This window comes from Gryllotalpicola protaetiae (assembly GCF_003627055.1).
Lineage (GTDB): Bacteria > Actinomycetota > Actinomycetes > Actinomycetales > Microbacteriaceae > Gryllotalpicola > Gryllotalpicola protaetiae.
The window spans coordinates 2231647-2251707 of sequence record NZ_CP032624.1 but is presented as its reverse complement, the minus strand read 5'-3'; the positions used below and the strand labels follow the sequence as shown (position 1 = coordinate 2251707).

Sequence of the window (20061 nt, the reverse complement as noted above, 5' to 3'; positions counted from 1 at the left end):
GGCTCGTGCGAACCGAGGCCTGGAGGTTCGAGCCGTGACCGATCTGATGACCGCCGCGGTGCTCGAGCGCTTCGGTGGCCCCGAGGAGCTCAAGCTCGCGAAAATCGCCCGTCCGACGCGTATCAATGACGAGATCCTCGTTGAGATCCACGCGGCGAGCGTCAACCCGCTCGACGCCAAGACTCGAGCCGGCCGCGGCGTCGCCGCGGCGCTCGACCGCCTGCCTGCCGTGCTGGGCCACGACTTCAGCGGGGTCGTCGTCGAGTCGCCGTATGCCGCTCATCCGCTTCAGCCCGGCGACGCGGTGTACGGCTTCATCCCTGTTCCGCACTACTCGGGCAGCTACGCGCAGTATGCATCGGTCCCGAGTCTTTGCGTCGCGCCGAAGCCGGTCGGACTGTCTCACACGGAAGCCGCCGCCGTCCCCCTCGCGGCTTTGACCGCGTGGGGGGTCGTGACCACGATCGCGAAGGCGCACGAACGCCAGCGCATCCTCATCCATGCGGGCGCCGGCGGCGTCGGCCACTTCGCCGTGCAGTTCGCGGCGTACTTCGGTGCGCACGTCATCGCGACCGCGTCGACGCGGAACCTCGAATGGCTGCGCTCGCTCGGTGCCCGCGAGACCATCGACCACACCGCACACCGCTTCGAAGACGGCCTCGAGGACGTCGACGTGGTCATCGACTTGGTCGGCAATGATGTGCACAACACCGGAACGCGGTCGTTGGGCGTGCTGCGGCGGAACGGACTCGTCATCAACGTCCCATCCGGCAGCTGGCCGACACTCGAGGAGGAAGCCACCGCGGCTGGTGTCCGCGCGACGGCCTACCGCGTCGCCCCCGACGCTGCGACCCTGGCTGTCATCTCCCGTCTGCTCGAACAGGGTTCCGTGCGGCCCCACGTCGACGAGATCTTCCCCCTCGAGGACGTCGCCAGCGCGCATGCACGCATCGAAGCCGGTCACGTTCGCGGGAAACTAGCCATCACGACGGAGCGGTCTTCCTGATCAGCCTTTAAATGCGAAAGACCCCATCCGTCATGGATGGGGTCTTTCGTAATGGGTGTTCGGCGGTGTCCTACTCTCCCACAGGGTCGCCCCTGCAGTACCATCGGCGCTGGGAGTCTTAGCTTCCGGGTTCGGAATGTGTCCGGGCGTTTCCCTCCCGCTATGGCCGCCGAAACGTGTTCGACCAGGCACTGGTCTGTTTTCAGCTTGTGTGCTGGTGCCCGTATGTCGGGAACCACTCAGTGGACGCGAGTCAACAGTGAAGACTGATGTTGGGGTGTAACAAGTTGTCGGCTTATTAGTACCGGTCAGCTGCGCAGGTCTTTCGTCCCTGCTTCCACATCCGGCCTATCAACCCAGTCGTCTGGCTGGGAGCCTCTCCCCACGAGGGGATGGAGATCTCATCTCGAGGCCGGCTTCCCGCTTAGATGCTTTCAGCGGTTATCCATCCCGAACGTAGCTAATCAGCGGTGCTCCTGGCGGAACAACTGACACACCAGAGGTTCGTCCAACCCGGTCCTCTCGTACTAGGGTCAGATCCTCTCAAATCTCCTGCGCGCGCAGCGGATAGGGACCGAACTGTCTCACGACGTTCTAAACCCAGCTCGCGTACCGCTTTAATGGGCGAACAGCCCAACCCTTGGGACCTACTCCAGCCCCAGGATGCGACGAGCCGACATCGAGGTGCCAAACCATGCCGTCGATATGGACTCTTGGGCAAGATCAGCCTGTTATCCCCGAGGTACCTTTTATCCGTTGAGCGACGGCCGTTCCACAACGTACCGCCGGATCACTAGTCCCGACTTTCGTCCCTGCTCGACCTGTCAGTCTCACAGTCAAGCTCCCTTGTGCACTTACACTCGCCACCTGATTGCCAACCAGGTTGAGGGAACCTTTGGGCGCCTCCGTTACTCTTTAGGAGGCAACCGCCCCAGTTAAACTACCCACCAGGCACTGTCCCTTGACCGGATCACGGTCAGAAGTTAGATATCCAGAGCGACCAGAGTGGTATTTCAACAATGACTCCACGAACACTAGCGTGCCCGCTTCGCAGTCTCCCACCTATCCTACACAAGCCGCACCGAACACCAATACCAAGCTATAGTAAAGGTCACGGGGTCTTTCCGTCCTGCTGCGCGTAACGAGCATCTTTACTCGTAGTGCAATTTCGCCGAGTTCGCGGTTGAGACAGCTGGGAAGTCGTTACGCCATTCGTGCAGGTCGGAACTTACCCGACAAGGAATTTCGCTACCTTAGGATGGTTATAGTTACCACCGCCGTTTACTGGGGCTTAAATTCTCAGCTTCGCTCAATAAAGAGCTGACCGGTCCTCTTAACCTTCCAGCACCGGGCAGGCGTCAGTCCGTATACATCGTCTTGCGACTTGGCACGGACCTGTGTTTTTAGTAAACAGTCGCTTCCCACTGGTCTCTGCGGCCACTCCACGCTCCCCCAGCAAGTGGGTTCACGCTTCGGGCCCCCCTTCTCCCGAAGTTACGGGGGCATTTTGCCGAGTTCCTTAACCACGATTCTCTCGATCTCCTTGGTATTCTCTACCTGACCACCTGAGTCGGTTTGGGGTACGGGCGGCTAGAACCTCGCGTCGATGCTTTTCTTGGCAGCATAGGATCACCGAATTCCCCTTGACGGGTATGCGTCAGATCTCAGGCACACAGGAGACGGATTTGCCTATCTCCAGCCCTACATCCTTGCCCCGGGACAACCATCGCCCGGTACGGCTACCTTCCTGCGTCACACCTGTTAACACGCTTGCCTCCCCGGACTGGGTCGCATGCTCCGCCGGCGGCGCCCCCTCGAAAGGAGACAGTGCCGGCATCGGATGCTTAGCATTACCAGATCAGCATGGGCGGTTCTTCGCCGGTACGGGAATATCAACCCGTTGTCCATCGACTACGCCTGTCGGCCTCGCCTTAGGTCCCGACTTACCCAGGGCGGATTAACCTGGCCCTGGAACCCTTGGTCTTTCGGAGGACGGGTTTCTCACCCGTCTTTCGCTACTCATGCCTGCATTCTCACTCGTGTGGCCTCCACAGCTGGGTCACCCCGCTGCTTCACCGCCCACACGACGCTCTCCTACCCATCACCGCGACTGGACCACGAAGGCCTGTCTGCTGCGGCAATGCCACGACTTCGGTGGCGTGCTTGAGCCCCGTTACATTGTCGGCGCGGAATCACTTGACCAGTGAGCTATTACGCACTCTTTCAAGGGTGGCTGCTTCTAAGCCAACCTCCTGGTTGTCTGTGCAACTCCACATCCTTTCCCACTTAGCACGCGCTTAGGGACCTTAGTCGGTGGTCTGGGTTGTTTCCCTCTCGACGATGAAGCTTATCCCCCACCGTCTCACTGCTGCGCTCTCACTTACCGGCATTCGGAGTTTGGCTAACGTCAGTAAGCTTTTAGGCCCCATCGGCTATCCAGTAGCTCTACCTCCGGCAAGAAACACGCAACGCTGCACCTAAATGCATTTCGGAGAGAACCAGCTATCACGAAGTTTGATTGGCCTTTCACCCCTACCCACAGCTCATCCCCCAGGTTTTCAACCCTGGTGGGTTCGGTCCTCCACGACGTCTTACCGTCGCTTCAACCTGGCCATGGGTAGATCACTTCGCTTCGGGTCTAGGACACGCGACTAAAAACGCCCTATTCGGACTCGCTTTCGCTACGGCTTCCCCACACGGGTTAACCTCGCCACGTATCGCTAACTCGCAGGCTCATTCTTCAAAAGGCACGCCGTCACCGGAACAAGCCGGCTCCGACGGTTTGTAAGCGAACGGTTTCAGGAACTATTTCACTCCCCTCCCGGGGTACTTTTCACCTTTCCCTCACGGTACTTGTCCGCTATCGGTCATCTGGGAGTATTCAGGCTTACCAGGTGGTCCTGGCAGATTCACACGGGATTTCTCGGGCCCCGTGCTACTCGGGAACACCCTCCGGCCGGCGCAGCATTTCGGCTACAGGACTCTCACCCGCTACGGTCAGCCTTTCCAAGCTGTTCGCCTACACCACGCGCACGTCACCGCAGGAGAACGGCAGTCCTCCTCGAAGGGTCCCACAACCCCCACCACGCAACCCCTGCCGGGTATCACACGTGACAGGTTTAGCCACATCCGCGTTCGCTCGCCACTACTAACGGAATCACATTTTGTTTTCTCTTCCTGTGGGTACTGAGATGTTTCACTTCCCCACGTTCCCTCTACCCGCCCTATACATTCAGGCGGGAGTAACCAGGTCACCCAAAGGGCCTGGCCAGGTTTCCCCATTCGGACACCCTCGGATCACAGTTCGCTTATCAACTCCCCGAGGCTTATCGCAGATTGCTACGTCCTTCATCGGCTCCAGATGCCAAGGCATCCACCGTTCGCTCTTAGAAACTTGCCACCACAACATGAGTCAAAAAAGAATCGCTCCAAGAGCCAAAGCCCTCAGAACAGACCATTTTGGTGACCCGCAAACTCAAAAGAGCCGCGGATCTAAGATGCTCGCGTCCACTGTGTAGTTCTCAAAATACGGACAGCACCCCCCACCCGCAGAACAAAACCTGCATCGGGAAGGCCTGAAGAAAAACCGCTCAACCACCAACCGGCAGCCAGCACGGTCCCTCAGGACCCAACAGCGCGCACCCCCCGACCAACCCCAACCAGCCCCGTTCCAAACCCGAAGGCCGTACTGAGAACCGATCAGCTCGATCGGAGGCATCGTCAATGTTCCACCCATGAGCCCCACCCCACAGACATTCGCCATGGGCGCGGGTTCTGGACCAGCAAGCTGGTCAGATGCTCCTTAGAAAGGAGGTGATCCAGCCGCACCTTCCGGTACGGCTACCTTGTTACGACTTAGTCCTAATCACCGATCCCACCTTCGACAGCTCCCTCCTTACGGTTAGGCCACTGGCTTCGGGTGTTACCGACTTTCATGACTTGACGGGCGGTGTGTACAAGGCCCGGGAACGTATTCACCGCAGCGTTGCTGATCTGCGATTACTAGCGACTCCGACTTCATGAGGTCGAGTTGCAGACCTCAATCCGAACTGAGACCGGCTTTTTGGGATTCGCTCCGCCTTACGACATCGCAGCCCTTTGTACCGGCCATTGTAGCATGCGTGAAGCCCAAGACATAAGGGGCATGATGATTTGACGTCATCCCCACCTTCCTCCGAGTTGACCCCGGCAGTCTCCTATGAGTTCCCACCATAACGTGCTGGCAACATAGAACGAGGGTTGCGCTCGTTGCGGGACTTAACCCAACATCTCACGACACGAGCTGACGACAACCATGCACCACCTGTATACCGACCACAAGGGGGCGACCATCTCTGGCCGTTTCCGGTATATGTCAAGCCTTGGTAAGGTTCTTCGCGTTGCATCGAATTAATCCGCATGCTCCGCCGCTTGTGCGGGCCCCCGTCAATTCCTTTGAGTTTTAGCCTTGCGGCCGTACTCCCCAGGCGGGGCGCTTAATGCGTTAGCTACGACACGGAAACCGTGGAATGGTCCCCACATCTAGCGCCCAACGTTTACGGCGTGGACTACCAGGGTATCTAATCCTGTTCGCTCCCCACGCTTTCGCTCCTCAGCGTCAGTTACGGCCCAGAGAACTGCCTTCGCCATCGGTGTTCTTCCTGATATCTGCGCATTCCACCGCTACACCAGGAGTTCCATTCTCCCCTACCGCACTCTAGCCCGCCCGTACCCACCGCACGCCTCAGGTTGAGCCTGAGGATTTCACGGCAGACGCGACGAACCGCCTACGAGCTCTTTACGCCCAATAATTCCGGACAACGCTCGGACCCTACGTATTACCGCGGCTGCTGGCACGTAGTTAGCCGGTCCTTTTTCTGCAGGTACCGTCACCCGAAGGCTTCTTCCCTGCCAAAAGAGGTTTACAACCCGAAGGCCGTCATCCCCCACGCGGCGTTGCTGCATCAGGCTTTCGCCCATTGTGCAATATTCCCCACTGCTGCCTCCCGTAGGAGTCTGGGCCGTGTCTCAGTCCCAGTGTGGCCGGTCACCCTCTCAGGCCGGCTACCCGTCGTCGCCTTGGTGAGCCACTACCTCACCAACAAGCTGATAGGCCGCGAGCCCATCCATGGCCGATAAATCTTTCCACCCCCCACCATGCGGCGAGAAGTCCTATCCAGTATTAGACGCCGTTTCCAACGCGTATCCCAGAGCCAAGGGCAGGTTACTCACGTGTTACTCACCCGTTCGCCACTAATCCAGCCAGTGCAAGCACCAGCCTTCATCGTTCGACTTGCATGTGTTAAGCACGCCGCCAGCGTTCGTCCTGAGCCAGGATCAAACTCTCCACAAAAAACTTGCGGACAAAGTCCGACCATGACAAAAGAACATCAAAACTGACATTCAATCCATCAAATAAACCAAAGGAATCCCAACACCATCCAAAAACGGTGCCAGGGGTATTGGCATTGACAATGTGCACGCTGTTGAGTTCTCAAAGACCGTACGCACCCGGATTCGGCCGACCGGAAAACCGGCCGGATTCGCTCCGAGGCAACTTGTCTATCTTAGCATTTCGTGGCTCTCGCTCCAAATCGGAGCGGGCTGCGAAAGCAAGAAGATCATCTCCGCTTGAGGCCGGCGAGCTGAGCAGCTCAGCCGCACCTTTGGGGTGACAAGTAAGTAATTTACGCGGCACCAGGCCACCGCTCAAATCCAGGCACCCGCCCGGGCGTGTCGCGCTGAAGCCCGCGGAATCCGGCCACTCAGCGGGTCGAATCGATCGCCGCAAGCAGGCGCTGGAGGTCGGTGCCGTCCTCACGTATCTCGAGCTGGCGCCCGTTCACCAATACGGTCGGGACGTAGCGGAGGGTCACTCCCGTATCGCCGATCGGCCGGCCTATTGCCGCATCGTTCGCGTGCTGCACCCAGTCGTCCCATCGGCCCGTGTCGACCGCCTCGCGGATCGCGCTCGTCACGTGCACGCCACTCGATGCCGCGATCTCGAGCAGGCGATCGTTGTCGGGAAGGGTCGCCGTTTCGCCGGTCGGCTGCTCAGCAAGCACCGCGGTGTAGACCGCCGGGACTCGGGCGAGCTGCCCGTCGTCTGCGATCGCGGCGAGGAGGCGTCGGCGCGCAGGCACTCGCGTGATGGCGACCGCCATCAGCAGCGCAAGAGACGCGGCGCTCTTGCCGAGACGCGACCCGAAGCTGATAGCCATGTGCTGTATCTCGACAGATCGGCCGGGGCGGGTGCTGACGCCGGAGACGACGAAAGGCCCGCCGAATGGCGGGCCTTTCGAGGAAATAGCGCTTACAGTGCGTTGACGTCGAGCGGGATGCCCGGGCCGAAGGTCGTCGAGACGGCGCCCTTCTGGATGTAGCGGCCCTTGGCTGCGGCCGGCTTGAGTCGCTGGACCTCGTCGATGGCGACCTTGAAGTTCTCGGCGAGCTGGTCGGCGCTGAAGCCGGCCTTGCCGACGACGAAGTGCACGTTGGAGTGCTTGTCGACGCGGAACTCGATCTTGCCGCCCTTGATCTCCTCGACGGCCTTGGCCGGGTTCGGGGTCACAGTGCCGGTCTTCGGGTTGGGCATGAGACCACGCGGGCCGAGCACCTTGCCGAGACGGCCGACCTTGCCCATGAGCTCGGGGGTCGCGACAGCCGAGTCGAAGGCGGTGTAGCCGCCGGCGACCTTCTCGATCAGCTCGTCGCCGCCGACCTCGTCGGCGCCGGCCGCGAGAGCGGCCTCGGCCGCGGGGCCGGTCGCGAAGACGATGACGCGGGCGGTCTTGCCCGTGCCGTGCGGAAGGATGACGGTGCCGCGCACCATCTGGTCGGCCTTACGAGGGTCGACGCCGAGCTTCAGCGCGACCTCGACGGTCGAGTTGAACTTCACGGAGCCGGTCTCCTTCGCGAGGGTGACCGCCTCGTTCGGCGTGTAGAACTTGCCGACCTCGATCTTGTCGGCCGCGGCCCGGTAGGCCTTGGACTTCTGTGCCATGTCTGGTTCTCCTTGAGAGATGGTGGTCGTCGCGCCTGGCCGGCGCTGCCACGAAAAAGTTGTTGAGCCTCGGCGCTTACGCGTCGACGGTGATGCCCATGGAGCGGGCGGTGCCGGCGATGATCTTCTCGGCGGCGTCGAGGTCGTTCGCATTCAGGTCGACGAGCTTCTCCTGCGCGATCGCGCGGACCTGCTCGCGGGTGATCTTGCCCACCTTGTTGGTGTGGGGGACCCCGGAGCCCTTCGGCACGCCTGCGGCCTTCTTGATCAGCTCTGCGGCCGGCGGGGTCTTGAGGACGAACGTGAACGAGCGGTCCTCGTACACGGTGATCTCGACCGGGATGACGTTGCCGCGCTGCGCCTCGGTGGCGGCGTTGTACGCCTTGCAGAACTCCATGATGTTCACGCCGTGCTGACCGAGCGCGGGGCCGATCGGCGGGGCGGGGTTCGCGGCACCGGCCTTGATCTGAAGCTTGATCAGACCAGTGACCTTCTTCTTGGGAGCCATTGGTTTCCTTCTTTCTGTTCGAGTGCACCGTGAGGTGCGCTCTCCCGCGCGGCGGACGCCGGCGGTGGACCGTGGAATCTTAGTCGAAGAAGCTGGACGCTTCTTACAGCTTGGTGACCTGGTCGAAGCTGAGCTCGACCGGGGTCTCGCGCTCGAACAGCGAGACGAGGACCGTGAGCTTGCCGCTCTGCGTGTTGATCTCGCTGATGGAGCCGGGCAGGCCCGCGAACGAGCCTTCCTTGATGGTGATGGTCTCGCCGATCTCGAAGTCGACCTCGGCGGGGATCGCGCGGGCGGCGGCCTTCTGGCCCTTGGCGCCTGCGCGGCCGGCCGGAGCGGCCTCGACCTGGACGAGGCTCTTCAGCATCTCGAACGCCTCGTTGAAGCGCAGTGGCGTCGGGTTGTGCGCGTTGCCGACGAATCCGGTGACACCCGGGGTGTGACGCACGACCGACCAGCTGTCTTCGTTCAGGTCCATGCGGACGAGCACGTAGCCCGGGATGCGCACGCGCGTGACCATCTTGCGCTGGCCGTTCTTGATCTCGACCACGTCTTCCATGGGGACCTCCATCTGGAAGATGTAGTCCTGCATGTCCATCGACTGGATGCGGTTCTCGAGGTTCGACTTCACGCGGCGCTCGAAGCCTGCGTAGGAGTGGATCACGTACCACTTGCCCGGCTTCATGCGCAGCTCGGTCTTGAACGCCTCGTACGGGTCGACCTCGGCCTCGGCCGCAGCCTCTTCGTCGGCGTCTTCGAGGGCGTTAACGACCGCCTCGGCGTCTTCAGAGGTCGGCACCTCGAGCGCCTCGTCGACGACCTGGTCGGCCTCGGGGTCCGAGGCCTCGGCGATCGCGTCGAGGACCGCGTTCAGGTCGACGTCGTCGCCGTCGGCACCGGTCAGGTGCAGGGCACCGTGCTCAGCGGCATCCACATCGGCCTCGTCGACCGCGTTGATGCTGCCGGTCTGCGCCTCGTCGTCTTCAGCCGACTGCTCTGCGGCGGTCGCCCAATCGACGTCTTCGCGCTCACTCTTAGCCACTGCTCACCAATCCATTTCTGTTACTCGGTCTGCCGACTGCCGCCCGCAGGCCGTCTCACCCGTGAAGGTCAGGAACTGCCGCCACCGAAGGCGAGGAGCACGAGCCAGCCGAACAGCTGGTCGAGGCCGAACACCAGCGCCATCATGATGATCACGAAGATCAGCACGACGCCGGTGTAGCTGAACAGCTCGCCACGGGTAGGCGTGACGACCTTGCGGAGTTCGCCCATCACTTGACGGAAGAACAGAGCGACACGCGCGAAGGGGTTACGGCGCTCGGCGCGCTGTTTCTTCGCAATCGCTACGACGTCCTCGCTGGGCTCGTCGATGACTTTTCGGGCCACTCAGCTCACCTTTCACGGGCCGACACATCAGCGCCGGCTTGCAGGGCGGACAGGACTCGAACCTGCAACCTGCGGTTTTGGAGACCGCTGCTCTACCAATTGAGCCACCGCCCTATGGGCTGAAATCTCACTTCCCGCGACCGGAATCAGGGCATGGGAAAGCTTGGCAGATTTCAACTACCTCGGACAGTTTAGGCGAGGCGGGAGAGGGGCGCAAAACGAGGTGGGACGCCTCACAGGAGGCGGCGCTCGAGGGCCCACGCGGTGAGCTCGTGACGCGAGGAGAGCTGGAGCTTGCGCAGCACGGCGGACACGTGCGTCTCGACCGTCTTGATCGAGATGAACAGCTCGGTGGCGACCTCTTTGTAGGAGTAGCCGCGTGCGATCAGGCGCATCACCTCGCGCTCGCGCGCCGAGAGGCGGTCGAGCTCCTCGTCCGTCTGAGCCTGCTCGCCGGCCGCCGCGCCGAACGCGTCGAGGACGAAGCCGGCGAGTCTCGGCGAGAACACGGCGTCGCCACCGGCGACCGTCGCGACCGCGCGACTCACCTCGGCGCCCGAGCTGCCCTTCGTGATGTAGCCGCGGGCTCCGGCGCGGATGACGCCCACCACGTCTTCCGCCGAGTCGCTCACGCTGAGCGCGAGGAAGCGGGTCCCGGATGCGGCGGGCGCGGCCCGGCGGATCACCTCCGCGCCGCCGCCGCCCTGGCCGCCCGGCAGATGCACGTCGAGCAGGACGACCTGAGGGGCGTGCTGAGCCACCGCTGCGACGGCTGCATCGACGTCCCCCGCCTCACCCACCACGTGGATGAAGTCTTCGAGATCGGCACGCAGGCCCGAGCGGAAGATCGAGTGGTCATCGACGACCACAACCGTGATGGGCTCGGTCACGACTCGCCCCTCCCTCCTCCGTCGAAGTGCAGGTGCACCTCGGTGCCCGCGCCGCCGGCGCCGCGGCCGACGGATGCCGACCCGCCGACGCGCCGCATGCGGCCGATGATCGACTCTCGCACGCCGAGGCGGTGCTCGGGAACCTGCGCTGCGTCGAACCCAGGACCGCGATCTCGGATGAAGACATCGACGGCGGCGGTCGACGCCTCGATGTAGACGGACACGTCGCCGCCCGCGTGCCGGGCAGCGTTCAGCATCGCCTCGCGGGACGCCGCGGCCAGCTCGCCGCTCGAGCGCTCTGCGCTCGTGCCAACCGCGACGACATCGAAGCGGACCGCGTAGTCGAGCTCGAGCGCGGCGGCGTAGTCCTTGAGGTCGGTGGCCAGATCGCTGTCGGCTGTGCCGACACCCGCGTAGAGCCACTCGCGCAGCTCGCGCTCCTGCGCGCGGGCGATGCGGGCGACCTCGCTCGAGGCGCCCGCGCGGTTCTGGATCAGCGCGAGGGTCTGCAGCACCGAGTCGTGCAGGTGCGCGGCCATCTCCGCCCGCTCCTCTTCGCGGACGCGCTTGGTGCGCTCCGCCATGAGCTCGTGCCAGACCCGGATCGCCCATGGACCGAAGACCCCGACGGCCGCGAGCAGGACAGCGAGGGTGAAGAGCAGGCCGGAGACCACTCCCCCCGTCCGCCCCCAGAAGACCAGCAGGATCGCGGCGACGACCAGGCAGGCGACGACCCCTACCCAGCGCAGCGGGATACGGTGCCTGATCGGCGGCGCCGTCGCGCCGGCATCCGTCACTGCGTCCTCAACGGGCACCGTCGCCCACAGCCAGGCATAGAAGAGAACTCCGGCGCCGCCGAGCAGGCTGGTCGCGGCGAAGAGCCAGCGGACCGTCGTCACCTCCCAGCCGAGGTGCCGCGCGAGGCCGACGCTGACCCCGCCGACGACACAGTCGCGCGGGCGCAGCAGCGGCACGCGACGCGGGGTGGCGGGAACGGAGCTCATGCTGGAATCAAACCATTGCCAGGACGACCCTGACCCGGTCGGCGGCGGCAATTCAGGGTCGGGTCAGGGCGGTCCCTCATGGTGACCGTGCCCCGGCGGGCGGGACCATCGAAGTGTGACGAACCAGACATCGACTCCCACTCCGCCGTCGAACGCACCACGGCCCGAGTCCAACCGTTTCTTCACGTGGCTGCGCAGCCTAGGCGTGGTCCGTGCGGACGGGTGGATCGGCGGCGTGTGCGGCGGCATCGCCCTCCGCACCGGGCTCGACCCGCTGATCGTCCGCGGCATCGCCGTGGTGATCGCCATCTTGGGCGGCCCCGCCCTCTTCTTCTACGCCGCGGCATGGCTGCTGCTGCCGGACACGCACGGCGAGATCCACCTCGAGCGGATGCTGCGCGGAATCTTCGACGCGCCGCTGATCGCCATCGGCGTGCTGGTGGTGCTCACCTTCATTCCGTTCACGCAGGGCGTGTGGTGGCTCGGCGGCCATGCCGTCGGCGCCGCCTGGTGGCTCGAAGGCCCCGCCGAAGTGCTGCGTGTGCTGTGGAACCTCGCCATCGTGGGCGCCATCGTGTGGTTCATCGTGTGGCTCGTGCAGCGCTACCGGAACAACCCGCCGCGGCCGCGGCCCTTCGATGGACCCCAAGGCGGACAGCCCGGTGCCGGCGCGGCTGCGCCGTTCGCGGCCGCCGCGCCCGCAGCTGCTGCGGCGGCTCAGCCAGCGGCTCCCGCCGCGGAGACGGCGCCGGCTGAGGCATCCGATCAGAAACCGCACGCGGACGCGGCCGAGCCGCCTTCCGCGCCTTCGGCGCCCGGCGCCGGTGCGACGAAGGACGACCTCAGCGAATGGCGGGAGCGCTACGCCGCCTGGCGCGCGCAGCACCAGGCATGGCAGGAGCAGCAGCGGGCACAGCTGCGCTCCGCTCGCGACGTGCGCAGCGCGGAAGTGCGGGCGCAGTCGCAGGCGCTCGCCGCCCAGTTCGAAGCCAAGCGGCTCGCCCGCCGCGCGGCCAACCCGCGCGCCGCGGGATGGGCCGTCGCGCTCGTGCTCGGCGTCGCGCTCGTCGCAGGCGGCATCGCCGGCGTCGTGGCGGCAGGCGACGCTGACGTGAACCGGTACGCCGCGCCGATCGGCATGGGCGTCGCGCTCGCCGTGATTGGGCTCGGCATGGTCATCGCAGGTGCCGCTCGGCGCCGCAGCGGCGTGCTCGCGTTCTTCGCCATCGCGACGCTCGTCATCGGGCTCGGCTCGTTCGGCTGGCCCGTGCACAACGCCACGGTCGGCTACACCCAGCTGCGCGCGGACCGCGACGTCAGCTACAGCCAGTTCGCCGGACAGGTCGAAATCGATGCGGCCGCCGCGGATCTGGGCTCGAGCGGCACGCGCAACGTCGAGATCGACCAGACCTTCGGCGCCGTCGCCGTCTACCTCGGCGACGGGGTGAAGGCACGGGTCGAGGTGACGAGCGCCGACTCGCACGTGCAGCCCTACACGCTCGAGAACGGCGACATGGTCAAGCAGACCGGCCAGCGGCTCAGCGCCTCGTCGCCGGGCAAGACGGTCGAGCGCAGCTGGAGCAACACCGACGGCGGCACGGCCGACCTCGTGGTCGACATCACGCAGGGCCACGGTGGGGTCTACATCTACCAGGGCGGCGAACGCCCCGACAGCGGCTTCGGCTACCTCGACTGAAGGGCAGGATCATGAGCGACGAGAAGAACACCGAGCAGACAATGAAGCTCGACGAGCTGTTCACGAGTGAGACGGATGCCGGGACCGCCGGTCCTTCGAACGCTGCGCCCGCATCGGCCGAAGCGCCGGCGGCTGCGACCAGCCCGCTTCCGGCGGCAGAGCCCGCGTGGCTCAGCCCGCGCGCGGACCGGCCGATGAGGACGACCCCGCGGATCCGCTGGGCCGGGATCATCTGGGGGCTCGTGTTCGTAGTCACCGGCTGGTTCGCGGTCTGGACGTTGCTCGCGCAGGAGCGCCGTGCGGCATTCAGCGACTGGATCCTGTCGCTCGACGGCGGCGGCTGGGCCATCGTCGGCGCGCTCGCGCTGGGTGCCCTGCTGCTCGTCATCGGGCTGAGCGAAGGTCTCAAAGCGGCGACGCGGCAGCGGGGGTAGCTGGTTTCCCTTCACGCGTCACGCGAGTGGACCAGCGGGTTGAGAGAGGCGGATGCGTGGGACATCCGCCTCTCTCCCTGTTCGTCGTCACGCGTCGCGGCGGAAGGTGCGCGTGCCGATCCAGAGACCGGCAATGACGAAGACCACCGCCCAGAACACCGCCCACAAGGTCGGGCCGGTGAAGATGTCGCCGGTGAACGAGGTGCGCAGGCCGTTGACGATGTACTTCGTCGGGATCAGGTCGGAGAGCGTCACCAGCCATTGCGGGGCGCCGGTCGCCGTGCTGATCGGCAGCATGATGCCTGAGAGCAGCATGACCGGCAGGGCGATGCTGTTGAGGATCGGAGCGAGGGCGTCCTCGCTCTTGGTGGTCAGCGCGAGCGCGTACGACGCCGCGGAGCATGCGCCGCCCAGCAGCATCGTGATGACGACGCCGAGGATCATCCCGGCGATCGAGCCGCGCAGGCCGAAGGCGAACGAGAGCGCGATCAGGATGACGGACTGCACCCCGACCAGGGAGACGTCGCGCAGCACGCGTCCGAGGAGGAGCGTGGTGCGGGGCGCAGGGGTGACCCGCTCGGCCTCGACGACGCCCTCGCGCCATTCGGAGACGAGGCCGAAGCCAGCGAACAAGGCACCGAACAGGCCGAGCTGCAGCAGCAGGCCCGGCACGAAGAAGGTGTAGGCGTTCGTCGTGCCGAGATGAGCTGCGAGGGGCTTCAGCAGCGGCCCGAACAGGACGAGATACAGGACCGGCTGGGCGAGGCCGATGATGATCCAGACCGGGTTGCGCAGGTTCTGGCGCAGCTGGCGGCGGTAGACGATGCCGGTGGCGGCGAGGGCGTTCATGGTGGAGTCCTTTCGGCGTCAGGCGTCGCGGAGCGAACGGCCGGTCATGGTGAGGAAGACGTCGTCGAGGGTGGGGCGGCGCACCTCGATCGACGCGAGGGCGACGCCGGCCGCGTCGAGGGAGCGCAGCAGACCGGGCAGCTCGACGCCGGCGCTCGGCACCCGACCGGTGACGATGCCGCCATTGACGTCGGTCGCGGCATCCGACGTGATGCGCGCCAGCTGCTGGGCCGCGATGCTGACATGGCTCGGGTCGCCGAGCACCAGCTCGATCAGGTCGCCGGCGACCTGGCGCTTGAGCGCGTCAGGGGTGTCGGATGCGACGATCTCGCCGTGGTCGATGACGAGAACGCGGTCGCAGAGCGCATCGGCCTCATCGAGGTAGTGGGTCGTGAGGAACACGGTCGTGCTGAGGCGATCGCGCAGGGCCGAGATGTGCGTCCAGAGGTTCGCGCGCGCCTGCGGGTCGAGGCCCGTCGTCGGCTCGTCGAGGAACACGAGGCCCGGATCGTGCACGAGGCCCATCGCGATGTCGAGGCGGCGGCGCTGACCGCCCGACAGGGTCTTCGGCTCGCGCTGCCACATGCCGTCGAGCTCGAGCTGCTCGAACAGCTCGCGGCCGCGCGCCTCGACGCGAGCGCGGTCGAGGCCGTACATCGCGCCGTGGTCGACGATCTCCTCTCCTGCCTTCACGCCCGACATCGCGGTGGACCCGCTCTGGCTGACGTAGCCGATCGCGCGCCTGACACCGACCGGGTCGGATTTCAGGTCGTGGCCGGCCACCGTGGCCGTGCCATGCGTCGGCGCGAGCAGGGTCGTGAGCATTCGCAGAGTCGTCGTCTTCCCGGCGCCGTTGGGGCCGAGGAATCCGACGATCTCGCCGGGCTCGACGTCGAGGTCGACGCCCTTGACGGCTTCGACCTGCACCCGCTCACGGCCGCGTCGGGTGTTGAAGGTACGGGCAAGGCCGCGGGCGTGGATCATGTTCGGCATCCTTTCGCTATATCGCGATATATCGCGTTTAAGATAGCGAAGGGGATGCTGCGGCGCAAGTGCGGCCCGCGCTCATTTCGAGACGCGCGCTTCGCGGGCTCCTCAATGAGCGGAGGCGGTCAGAGGATGACGGGCTCCGGCTGGAGGTTGATGCCGAAGTCGTTCGAGACGCGCGCCTGGATGAAGGTGGCGAGCTGGACGATCTCGCGCGCGGTCGCTCCCCCGCGGTTCGTCAGCGCGAGCGTGTGCTTGCTCGAGACCGCCGCCCGCGACCCTGGCAGCGCGAAACCGCGGCCGATGCCGCTGTGCTCGATGAGCCAGGCGGCGCTGAGCTTCACGAGCACCGGGCCGTGGGTCGGCTGGTCGGCCACGGGCCAGCGCGGGCCATCGCCCGGAAGCGCGCGCGCGAACGGCTCCGGGACGATCGGGTTCGTGAAGAAGGATCCGGCGCTGAAGGTGTCAGGGTCAGACGGGTCGAGCACCATGCCCTTCGAGCGGCGCAGCGCGATCACGGCGTCGCGGGTCGCCGCGAGCGAGGCTCGCGCGCCCAGTTCGACGCCGAGCGCCGCGGCGAGCTGGGAGTAGGCGATCGGGGCGCCTTCGGCCGAGGCATCCGGCCCCGCCTGCGTCAGTCGCAGCTCGACGGCTGTGATCAGGCCCTCGTAGCCGTGCTTGAAGATCGAGTCGCGGTACCCGAGTGCGAGCTCGGACGCCTCGAGCCGTCGAGTCTCGAGCGACTCGGCGTCGAGCACATCGACCGCGACGAGCACACTGGCGGCCTCTTGCCCGTAGGCGCCGACGTTCTGCACCGGCACGGCCCCCGTGGAGCCGGGGATGCCGCTCAGGGTCTCGATGCCCGCCCAGCCGTTGTCGACCGCGACGCTCACGAGGTAGTCCCACGGCTCGCCCGCCTGGACGCGCAGGCGCACCTCGCCGGCCGGCGCCTCGAGTCGCTCGATGCCACGGGTCATCACGCGCAGCACCGTGCCTTCGAAGCCGTCATCGGGGGCGACCGTATTCGAGCCGCCGCCGAGGATGAGCCACGGCTCGCCCCGGGACCACAGCTCGCGCGCCACCTCGACCAGTTCGGCCTCGGTCTCGGGCGCGATGAAGGCGGCCGGCACCCCGCCGACGTGCAGAGTGGTCAGTTCGGAGAGAGCGGGAATCGAGTCGGTCACAGGCGAATGAGCACCTGGGACTTGCCGAGCACCGTCTGCTCGCCGACCGTCACGGTCAGGTCGATGCGCGCCTGACCGGCTTCCTCGTCGAGCTTGCCGACCTTTGCGACGACGAGGATCTCGGCGCCGCTCTGCGGGTCGACGACGACGGGGCGCGTGAAGCGCACCTGGTAGTCGAGGATGCGGCCGGGGTCACCGAGCCAGTCGGAGACCGGCTGCACCGCGAGGCCCATCGTGAGCATGCCGTGCGCGAGGACGCCGGGAAGGCCGACCGACGCCGCGACGTCGTCGCGGTAGTGGATCGGGTTGAAGTCGCCTGAGGCGCCGGCGTAGCGGACGAGCGAGTCGCGGCTGAGGGGAAAAGCCGCCTGCGCGACCACGTCGCCGACGGTGAGGGTGTCGGTCATCTCAGTCCTCCGCTCGGACGACGATGGTCGAGATCGCGGTGACGACGTGCTCGCCCGCGGCATCCGTCACCACCGTGTCGGCCGTGATCATCGAATTTCCGCCCAGCGACTTGACGCTCGTCACCGTCAGACGGCCGGTGAGCTCGTCGCCCGCGACGATCGGGCGTGTGTAGCTGAAGCGCTGGTCGCCGTGGACGACACGGCTGAAGTCGATGCCGGCGTCGGGCTCGGCGAGCAGCTGGTCGAGCGTGAGCTGCTGGATCACGATGGGGAAAGTCGGGGGCGCGACGACGTCTGCGTAGCCCGCAGCCTGCGCCGCAGCGCTGTCACGGTTCACGGGGTTGGTCGCGAAGACGGCACGGGAGAACTCGCGGATCTTCTCGCGGCCCACCAGATAGGGCGCGGTCGGCTCGAGCGTGCGGCCCTGGATGTCGGGATTGATCGGCACCTGAGAAAGCCTAACGGGGGTTAGTTAAAGGGAAGGGCCCCGGTCGTGATCACGACCGGGGCCCTTCGGAAAGTTGTACGCCTACTGGCAGCTGTCGCACTGCAGCAGGTCCATCGGGTCGACGGGAACCGCGTAACCGCCGACGGTGTCGTTGCTCTCGTAGTCCATGGTTGCCCCCTCGAATCGAAGCTCGGTAGTGAAGTGCTGCCTGAGGCAGAACCTCTGCCGCGTTTGCGGTAGGAACACTATATATCCGGAATTACACGAATGTCATGCCACTAGATGTGGTGTTTTCGGAATTTTCTCTTCCACAGTCTTCAACACAGCTTGCCCACAAATCCATCCACAACCAGGATCCCCGGAACCACTGACATTCCGGGAAGTTGTGCACAGGAATCGCCGCCTGCCTCAGTTTGCGCAGGCGGCGATTTCATCGGCGTGTCGTTCTCGTTACTCTGCCGAGAACCCCCCGGTGACCGAGAACGAGCCGTCGAGCGCGAACGGGTCGGTCAGCCGGCTCGAGCGGTCGGTCACCGCGACCCTGGCTGCGAACTCACGGCCGGCGCGGGCGATGCGGTCGGGCAGGCTGGGCAGCGAGGCATCCGCCTGCCCCGCCCAGTCTTCGGTGGCGGCGTAGACGCCTGTCGGCAGGACGTCGGCGTGCATGTAGGTGAGGACCGGGCGCATCGCGTAGTCGAGCACCTGCGAATGCCGCGGCGAACCACCGGTCGCACCGATCAGCGTCGGCAGCCCCGTGAGCGCGCTCGGCTCGATCACGTCGAGGAACGACTTGAAGAGTCCGTTGAACGACGCGTTGAAGACGGGCGTGACGATGATCAGCCCGTCGGCGCCGGCCACGGCCTCGATCACGTCAGCGAGCCTCGGGCTGGGGAATCCGGTCACCAGGTTGTTGGTGACGTCCTTGGCGGTGTCACGCAGTTCGAAGACGGATGCCTGCACCTGCGTGCCGAACTCATCGCGCAGCGCCTCGATCGCGGCCGCTGAGAGGCGGTCGGCGAGCATGCGAGTGGACGAGGGCGCGCCGACGCCCGCGGCGACGACGGCGAGGTTGCGGGTGGTCATCTCTATGCCTCCACAGGGGTCTGGTAGGGGGAGCCGTCGGTGAGGTTGTCGCCGCGGTTCGCGCCCGGGCGGAAGTCTCGTGCACCGCCGTTCGCCGCTACGAGGGAGGCGTGCGTCGGCACGTCGGGCACACCGGGGGCGCGGCGGGCGTCGAGCTCACGGCGCAGCACCGGGATGACCTCCTCGCCGAGCAGGTCGAGCTGCTTCAGCACGGACGACAGGGGCAGCCCGGCGTGGTCCATCAGGAACATCTGGCGCTGGTAGTCGCCCACGTACTCGCGGAAGCCGAGGACCTTGTCGATGATCTCCTGCGGGCTGCCGACGGCGAGCGGCGTCTGCTCGCTGAACTCCTCGAGGGTGGGGCCGTGGCCGTAGACCGGGGCGTTGTCGAAGTACGGGCGGAACTCGCGCTTCGCGTCCTGCGAGTTCTTCGCGAGGTAGAGCTGGCCGCCGAGGCCGACGATCGCGTCCTTCTCCTCGCCGTGGCCGTAGTGCGCGAAGCGCTGGCGGTAGAGGGCGATCATGCGCTGGGTGTGGGAGGCCGGCCAGAAGATGTGGTTCGCGAAGAATCCGTCGCCGTAATACGCCGCCTGCTCTGCGATCTCCGGGCTGCGGATCGACCCGTGCCACACGAACGGCGGAACGCCGTCCAGCGGGCGCGGCGTCGAGGTGAACCCCTGCAGCGGCGTGCGGAAGTGCCCTTCCCAGTCGACGACGTCTTCACGCCACAGCTGGTGGAGCAGCGCATAGTTCTCGATGGCGAGCTGGATGCCGGAGCGGATGTCCTTGCCGAACCACGGGTACACCGGGCCGGTGTTGCCGCGCCCCAGCATGAGGTCGACGCGGCCGTCGGAGACGTGCTGCAGCATCGCGAAGTCCTCGGCGATCTTCACCGGGTCATTCGTGGTGATGAGCGTCGTCGCGGTCGATACGACGAGGCGCTCGGTCTGCGCGGCGATGGCCGCAAGCAGCGTGGTGGGCGATGACGAGAAGAACGGCGGGTTGTGGTGCTCGCCGACGGCGTAGACATCCATGCCCACCTCCTCGGTCTTCTTCGCGATCGCGATGGCGGCCTTGATGCGCTCGCCCTCGCTCGGCGTCACACCGGTGGTGGGGTCTGGGGTGATGTCACTGACCGAGAAGACCCCGAACTGCATTGAAGAGGACATGTGCCCGCTGCTTCCATTCCGTTCAGGA

17 protein-coding genes, 1 tRNA gene and 3 rRNA genes are annotated in these 20061 nt (G+C 65.4%); 3 read left to right on the top strand and 18 right to left on the bottom strand.

From position 1 onward, the window contains the following. Positions 1 to 34 precede the first annotated feature (34 nt). Positions 35 to 1006: an NADP-dependent oxidoreductase gene (locus D7I44_RS11040; RefSeq protein WP_120789541.1), complete on the top strand. Its 972-nt coding sequence runs from the start codon at positions 35 to 37 to the stop codon at positions 1004 to 1006. Between the two features lie 57 nt (positions 1007 to 1063). Here the strand turns inward: D7I44_RS11040 and rrf are convergent. The 11 genes from rrf to D7I44_RS10985 all read right to left on the bottom strand — a co-directional run bounded on the left by rrf (position 1064) and on the right by D7I44_RS10985 (position 11776). After that, positions 1064 to 1180: ribosomal RNA gene (gene rrf, locus D7I44_RS11035) — 5S ribosomal RNA — on the bottom strand. Positions 1181 to 1284: 104 nt separating this feature from the next. Next, a 23S ribosomal RNA gene (locus D7I44_RS11030) occupies positions 1285 to 4406 on the bottom strand. A 406-nt stretch (positions 4407 to 4812) separates the two neighbouring features. Next, a 16S ribosomal RNA gene (locus D7I44_RS11025) occupies positions 4813 to 6338 on the bottom strand. The 16S, 23S and 5S rRNA genes sit together here, the layout of an rRNA operon. 412 nt (positions 6339 to 6750) lie before the next feature. Further along, the gene (locus D7I44_RS11020) at positions 6751 to 7206 is read right to left on the bottom strand and encodes a DsbA family protein (RefSeq protein WP_120789540.1); all 456 of its coding nucleotides are present in this window, start codon (positions 7204 to 7206) and stop codon (positions 6751 to 6753) included. Between the two features lie 92 nt (positions 7207 to 7298). After that, positions 7299 to 7988 carry a 50S ribosomal protein L1 gene (rplA, locus tag D7I44_RS11015; protein ID WP_120789539.1) on the bottom strand — a complete coding sequence of 230 codons (690 nt, stop codon included), beginning with the start codon at positions 7986 to 7988 and terminating at the stop codon, positions 7299 to 7301. Between the two features lie 76 nt (positions 7989 to 8064). Beyond that, the gene (gene rplK / locus D7I44_RS11010; RefSeq protein WP_120789538.1) at positions 8065 to 8496 is read right to left on the bottom strand and encodes a 50S ribosomal protein L11; all 432 of its coding nucleotides are present in this window, start codon (positions 8494 to 8496) and stop codon (positions 8065 to 8067) included. 103 nt (positions 8497 to 8599) lie between these two features. Next, on the bottom strand, positions 8600 to 9538 hold the full coding sequence (nusG, locus tag D7I44_RS11005; RefSeq protein WP_120789537.1) for a transcription termination/antitermination protein NusG: 939 nt from the start codon (positions 9536 to 9538) through the stop codon (positions 8600 to 8602). A gap of 68 nt (positions 9539 to 9606) precedes the next feature. Beyond that, positions 9607 to 9882 carry a preprotein translocase subunit SecE gene (secE, locus tag D7I44_RS11000; RefSeq protein WP_120789536.1) on the bottom strand — a complete coding sequence of 92 codons (276 nt, stop codon included), beginning with the start codon at positions 9880 to 9882 and terminating at the stop codon, positions 9607 to 9609. A gap of 41 nt (positions 9883 to 9923) precedes the next feature. After that, positions 9924 to 9996: transfer RNA gene (locus D7I44_RS10995), tRNA-Trp, on the bottom strand. 119 nt (positions 9997 to 10115) lie between these two features. Then, positions 10116 to 10772 (bottom strand): LuxR C-terminal-related transcriptional regulator, encoded by a 657-nt coding sequence (locus tag D7I44_RS10990; protein ID WP_120789535.1) that lies wholly within the window; start codon positions 10770 to 10772, stop codon positions 10116 to 10118. Beyond that, a complete protein-coding gene (locus D7I44_RS10985) occupies positions 10769 to 11776 on the bottom strand; it encodes an ATP-binding protein (RefSeq protein ID WP_120789534.1) in 1008 nt (335 codons plus the stop codon). The genes D7I44_RS10990 and D7I44_RS10985 overlap by 4 nt, the downstream gene beginning before the upstream one ends. A 115-nt stretch (positions 11777 to 11891) precedes the next feature. Here D7I44_RS10985 and D7I44_RS18205 point away from each other — a divergent pair, with 115 nt between their 5' ends. Both D7I44_RS18205 and D7I44_RS10970 read left to right on the top strand, forming a co-directional pair. Then, entirely contained in the window at positions 11892 to 13472 is a 1581-nt protein-coding gene (locus D7I44_RS18205) for a PspC domain-containing protein (RefSeq protein WP_162940223.1), read from the top strand. A gap of 11 nt (positions 13473 to 13483) precedes the next feature. After that, positions 13484 to 13906 (top strand): hypothetical protein, encoded by a 423-nt coding sequence (locus D7I44_RS10970; protein ID WP_120789533.1) that lies wholly within the window; start codon positions 13484 to 13486, stop codon positions 13904 to 13906. Positions 13907 to 13993: 87 nt separating this feature from the next. Here the strand turns inward: D7I44_RS10970 and D7I44_RS10965 are convergent, their stop codons facing one another. The 7 genes from D7I44_RS10965 to D7I44_RS10930 form a co-directional block, all read right to left on the bottom strand. Further along, positions 13994 to 14755, bottom strand: a complete 762-nt coding sequence (locus D7I44_RS10965; protein WP_120789532.1) for an ABC transporter permease — start codon at positions 14753 to 14755, stop codon at positions 13994 to 13996. A gap of 18 nt (positions 14756 to 14773) precedes the next feature. After that, positions 14774 to 15739: an ATP-binding cassette domain-containing protein gene (locus D7I44_RS10960; protein WP_120790912.1), complete on the bottom strand. Its 966-nt coding sequence runs from the start codon at positions 15737 to 15739 to the stop codon at positions 14774 to 14776. Between the two features lie 128 nt (positions 15740 to 15867). Beyond that, positions 15868 to 16926, bottom strand: coding sequence for a UDP-N-acetylmuramate dehydrogenase (locus tag D7I44_RS10955; RefSeq protein WP_120789531.1), 1059 nt, complete (start codon positions 16924 to 16926; stop codon positions 15868 to 15870). Further along, positions 16923 to 17333: a MaoC family dehydratase gene (locus D7I44_RS10950; protein ID WP_120789530.1), complete on the bottom strand. Its 411-nt coding sequence runs from the start codon at positions 17331 to 17333 to the stop codon at positions 16923 to 16925. The genes D7I44_RS10955 and D7I44_RS10950 overlap by 4 nt, the downstream gene beginning before the upstream one ends. Before the next feature lies 1 nt (position 17334). Next, positions 17335 to 17781, bottom strand: coding sequence for an FAS1-like dehydratase domain-containing protein (locus D7I44_RS10945; RefSeq protein WP_181445561.1), 447 nt, complete (start codon positions 17779 to 17781; stop codon positions 17335 to 17337). 450 nt (positions 17782 to 18231) lie between these two features. Further along, positions 18232 to 18864, bottom strand: a complete 633-nt coding sequence (locus D7I44_RS10935) for a CE1759 family FMN reductase (RefSeq protein ID WP_120789529.1) — start codon at positions 18862 to 18864, stop codon at positions 18232 to 18234. Between the two features lie 2 nt (positions 18865 to 18866). Further along, positions 18867 to 20021 (bottom strand): LLM class flavin-dependent oxidoreductase, encoded by a 1155-nt coding sequence (locus D7I44_RS10930; protein ID WP_120789528.1) that lies wholly within the window; start codon positions 20019 to 20021, stop codon positions 18867 to 18869. Between the last annotated feature and the right edge of the window lie 40 nt (positions 20022 to 20061).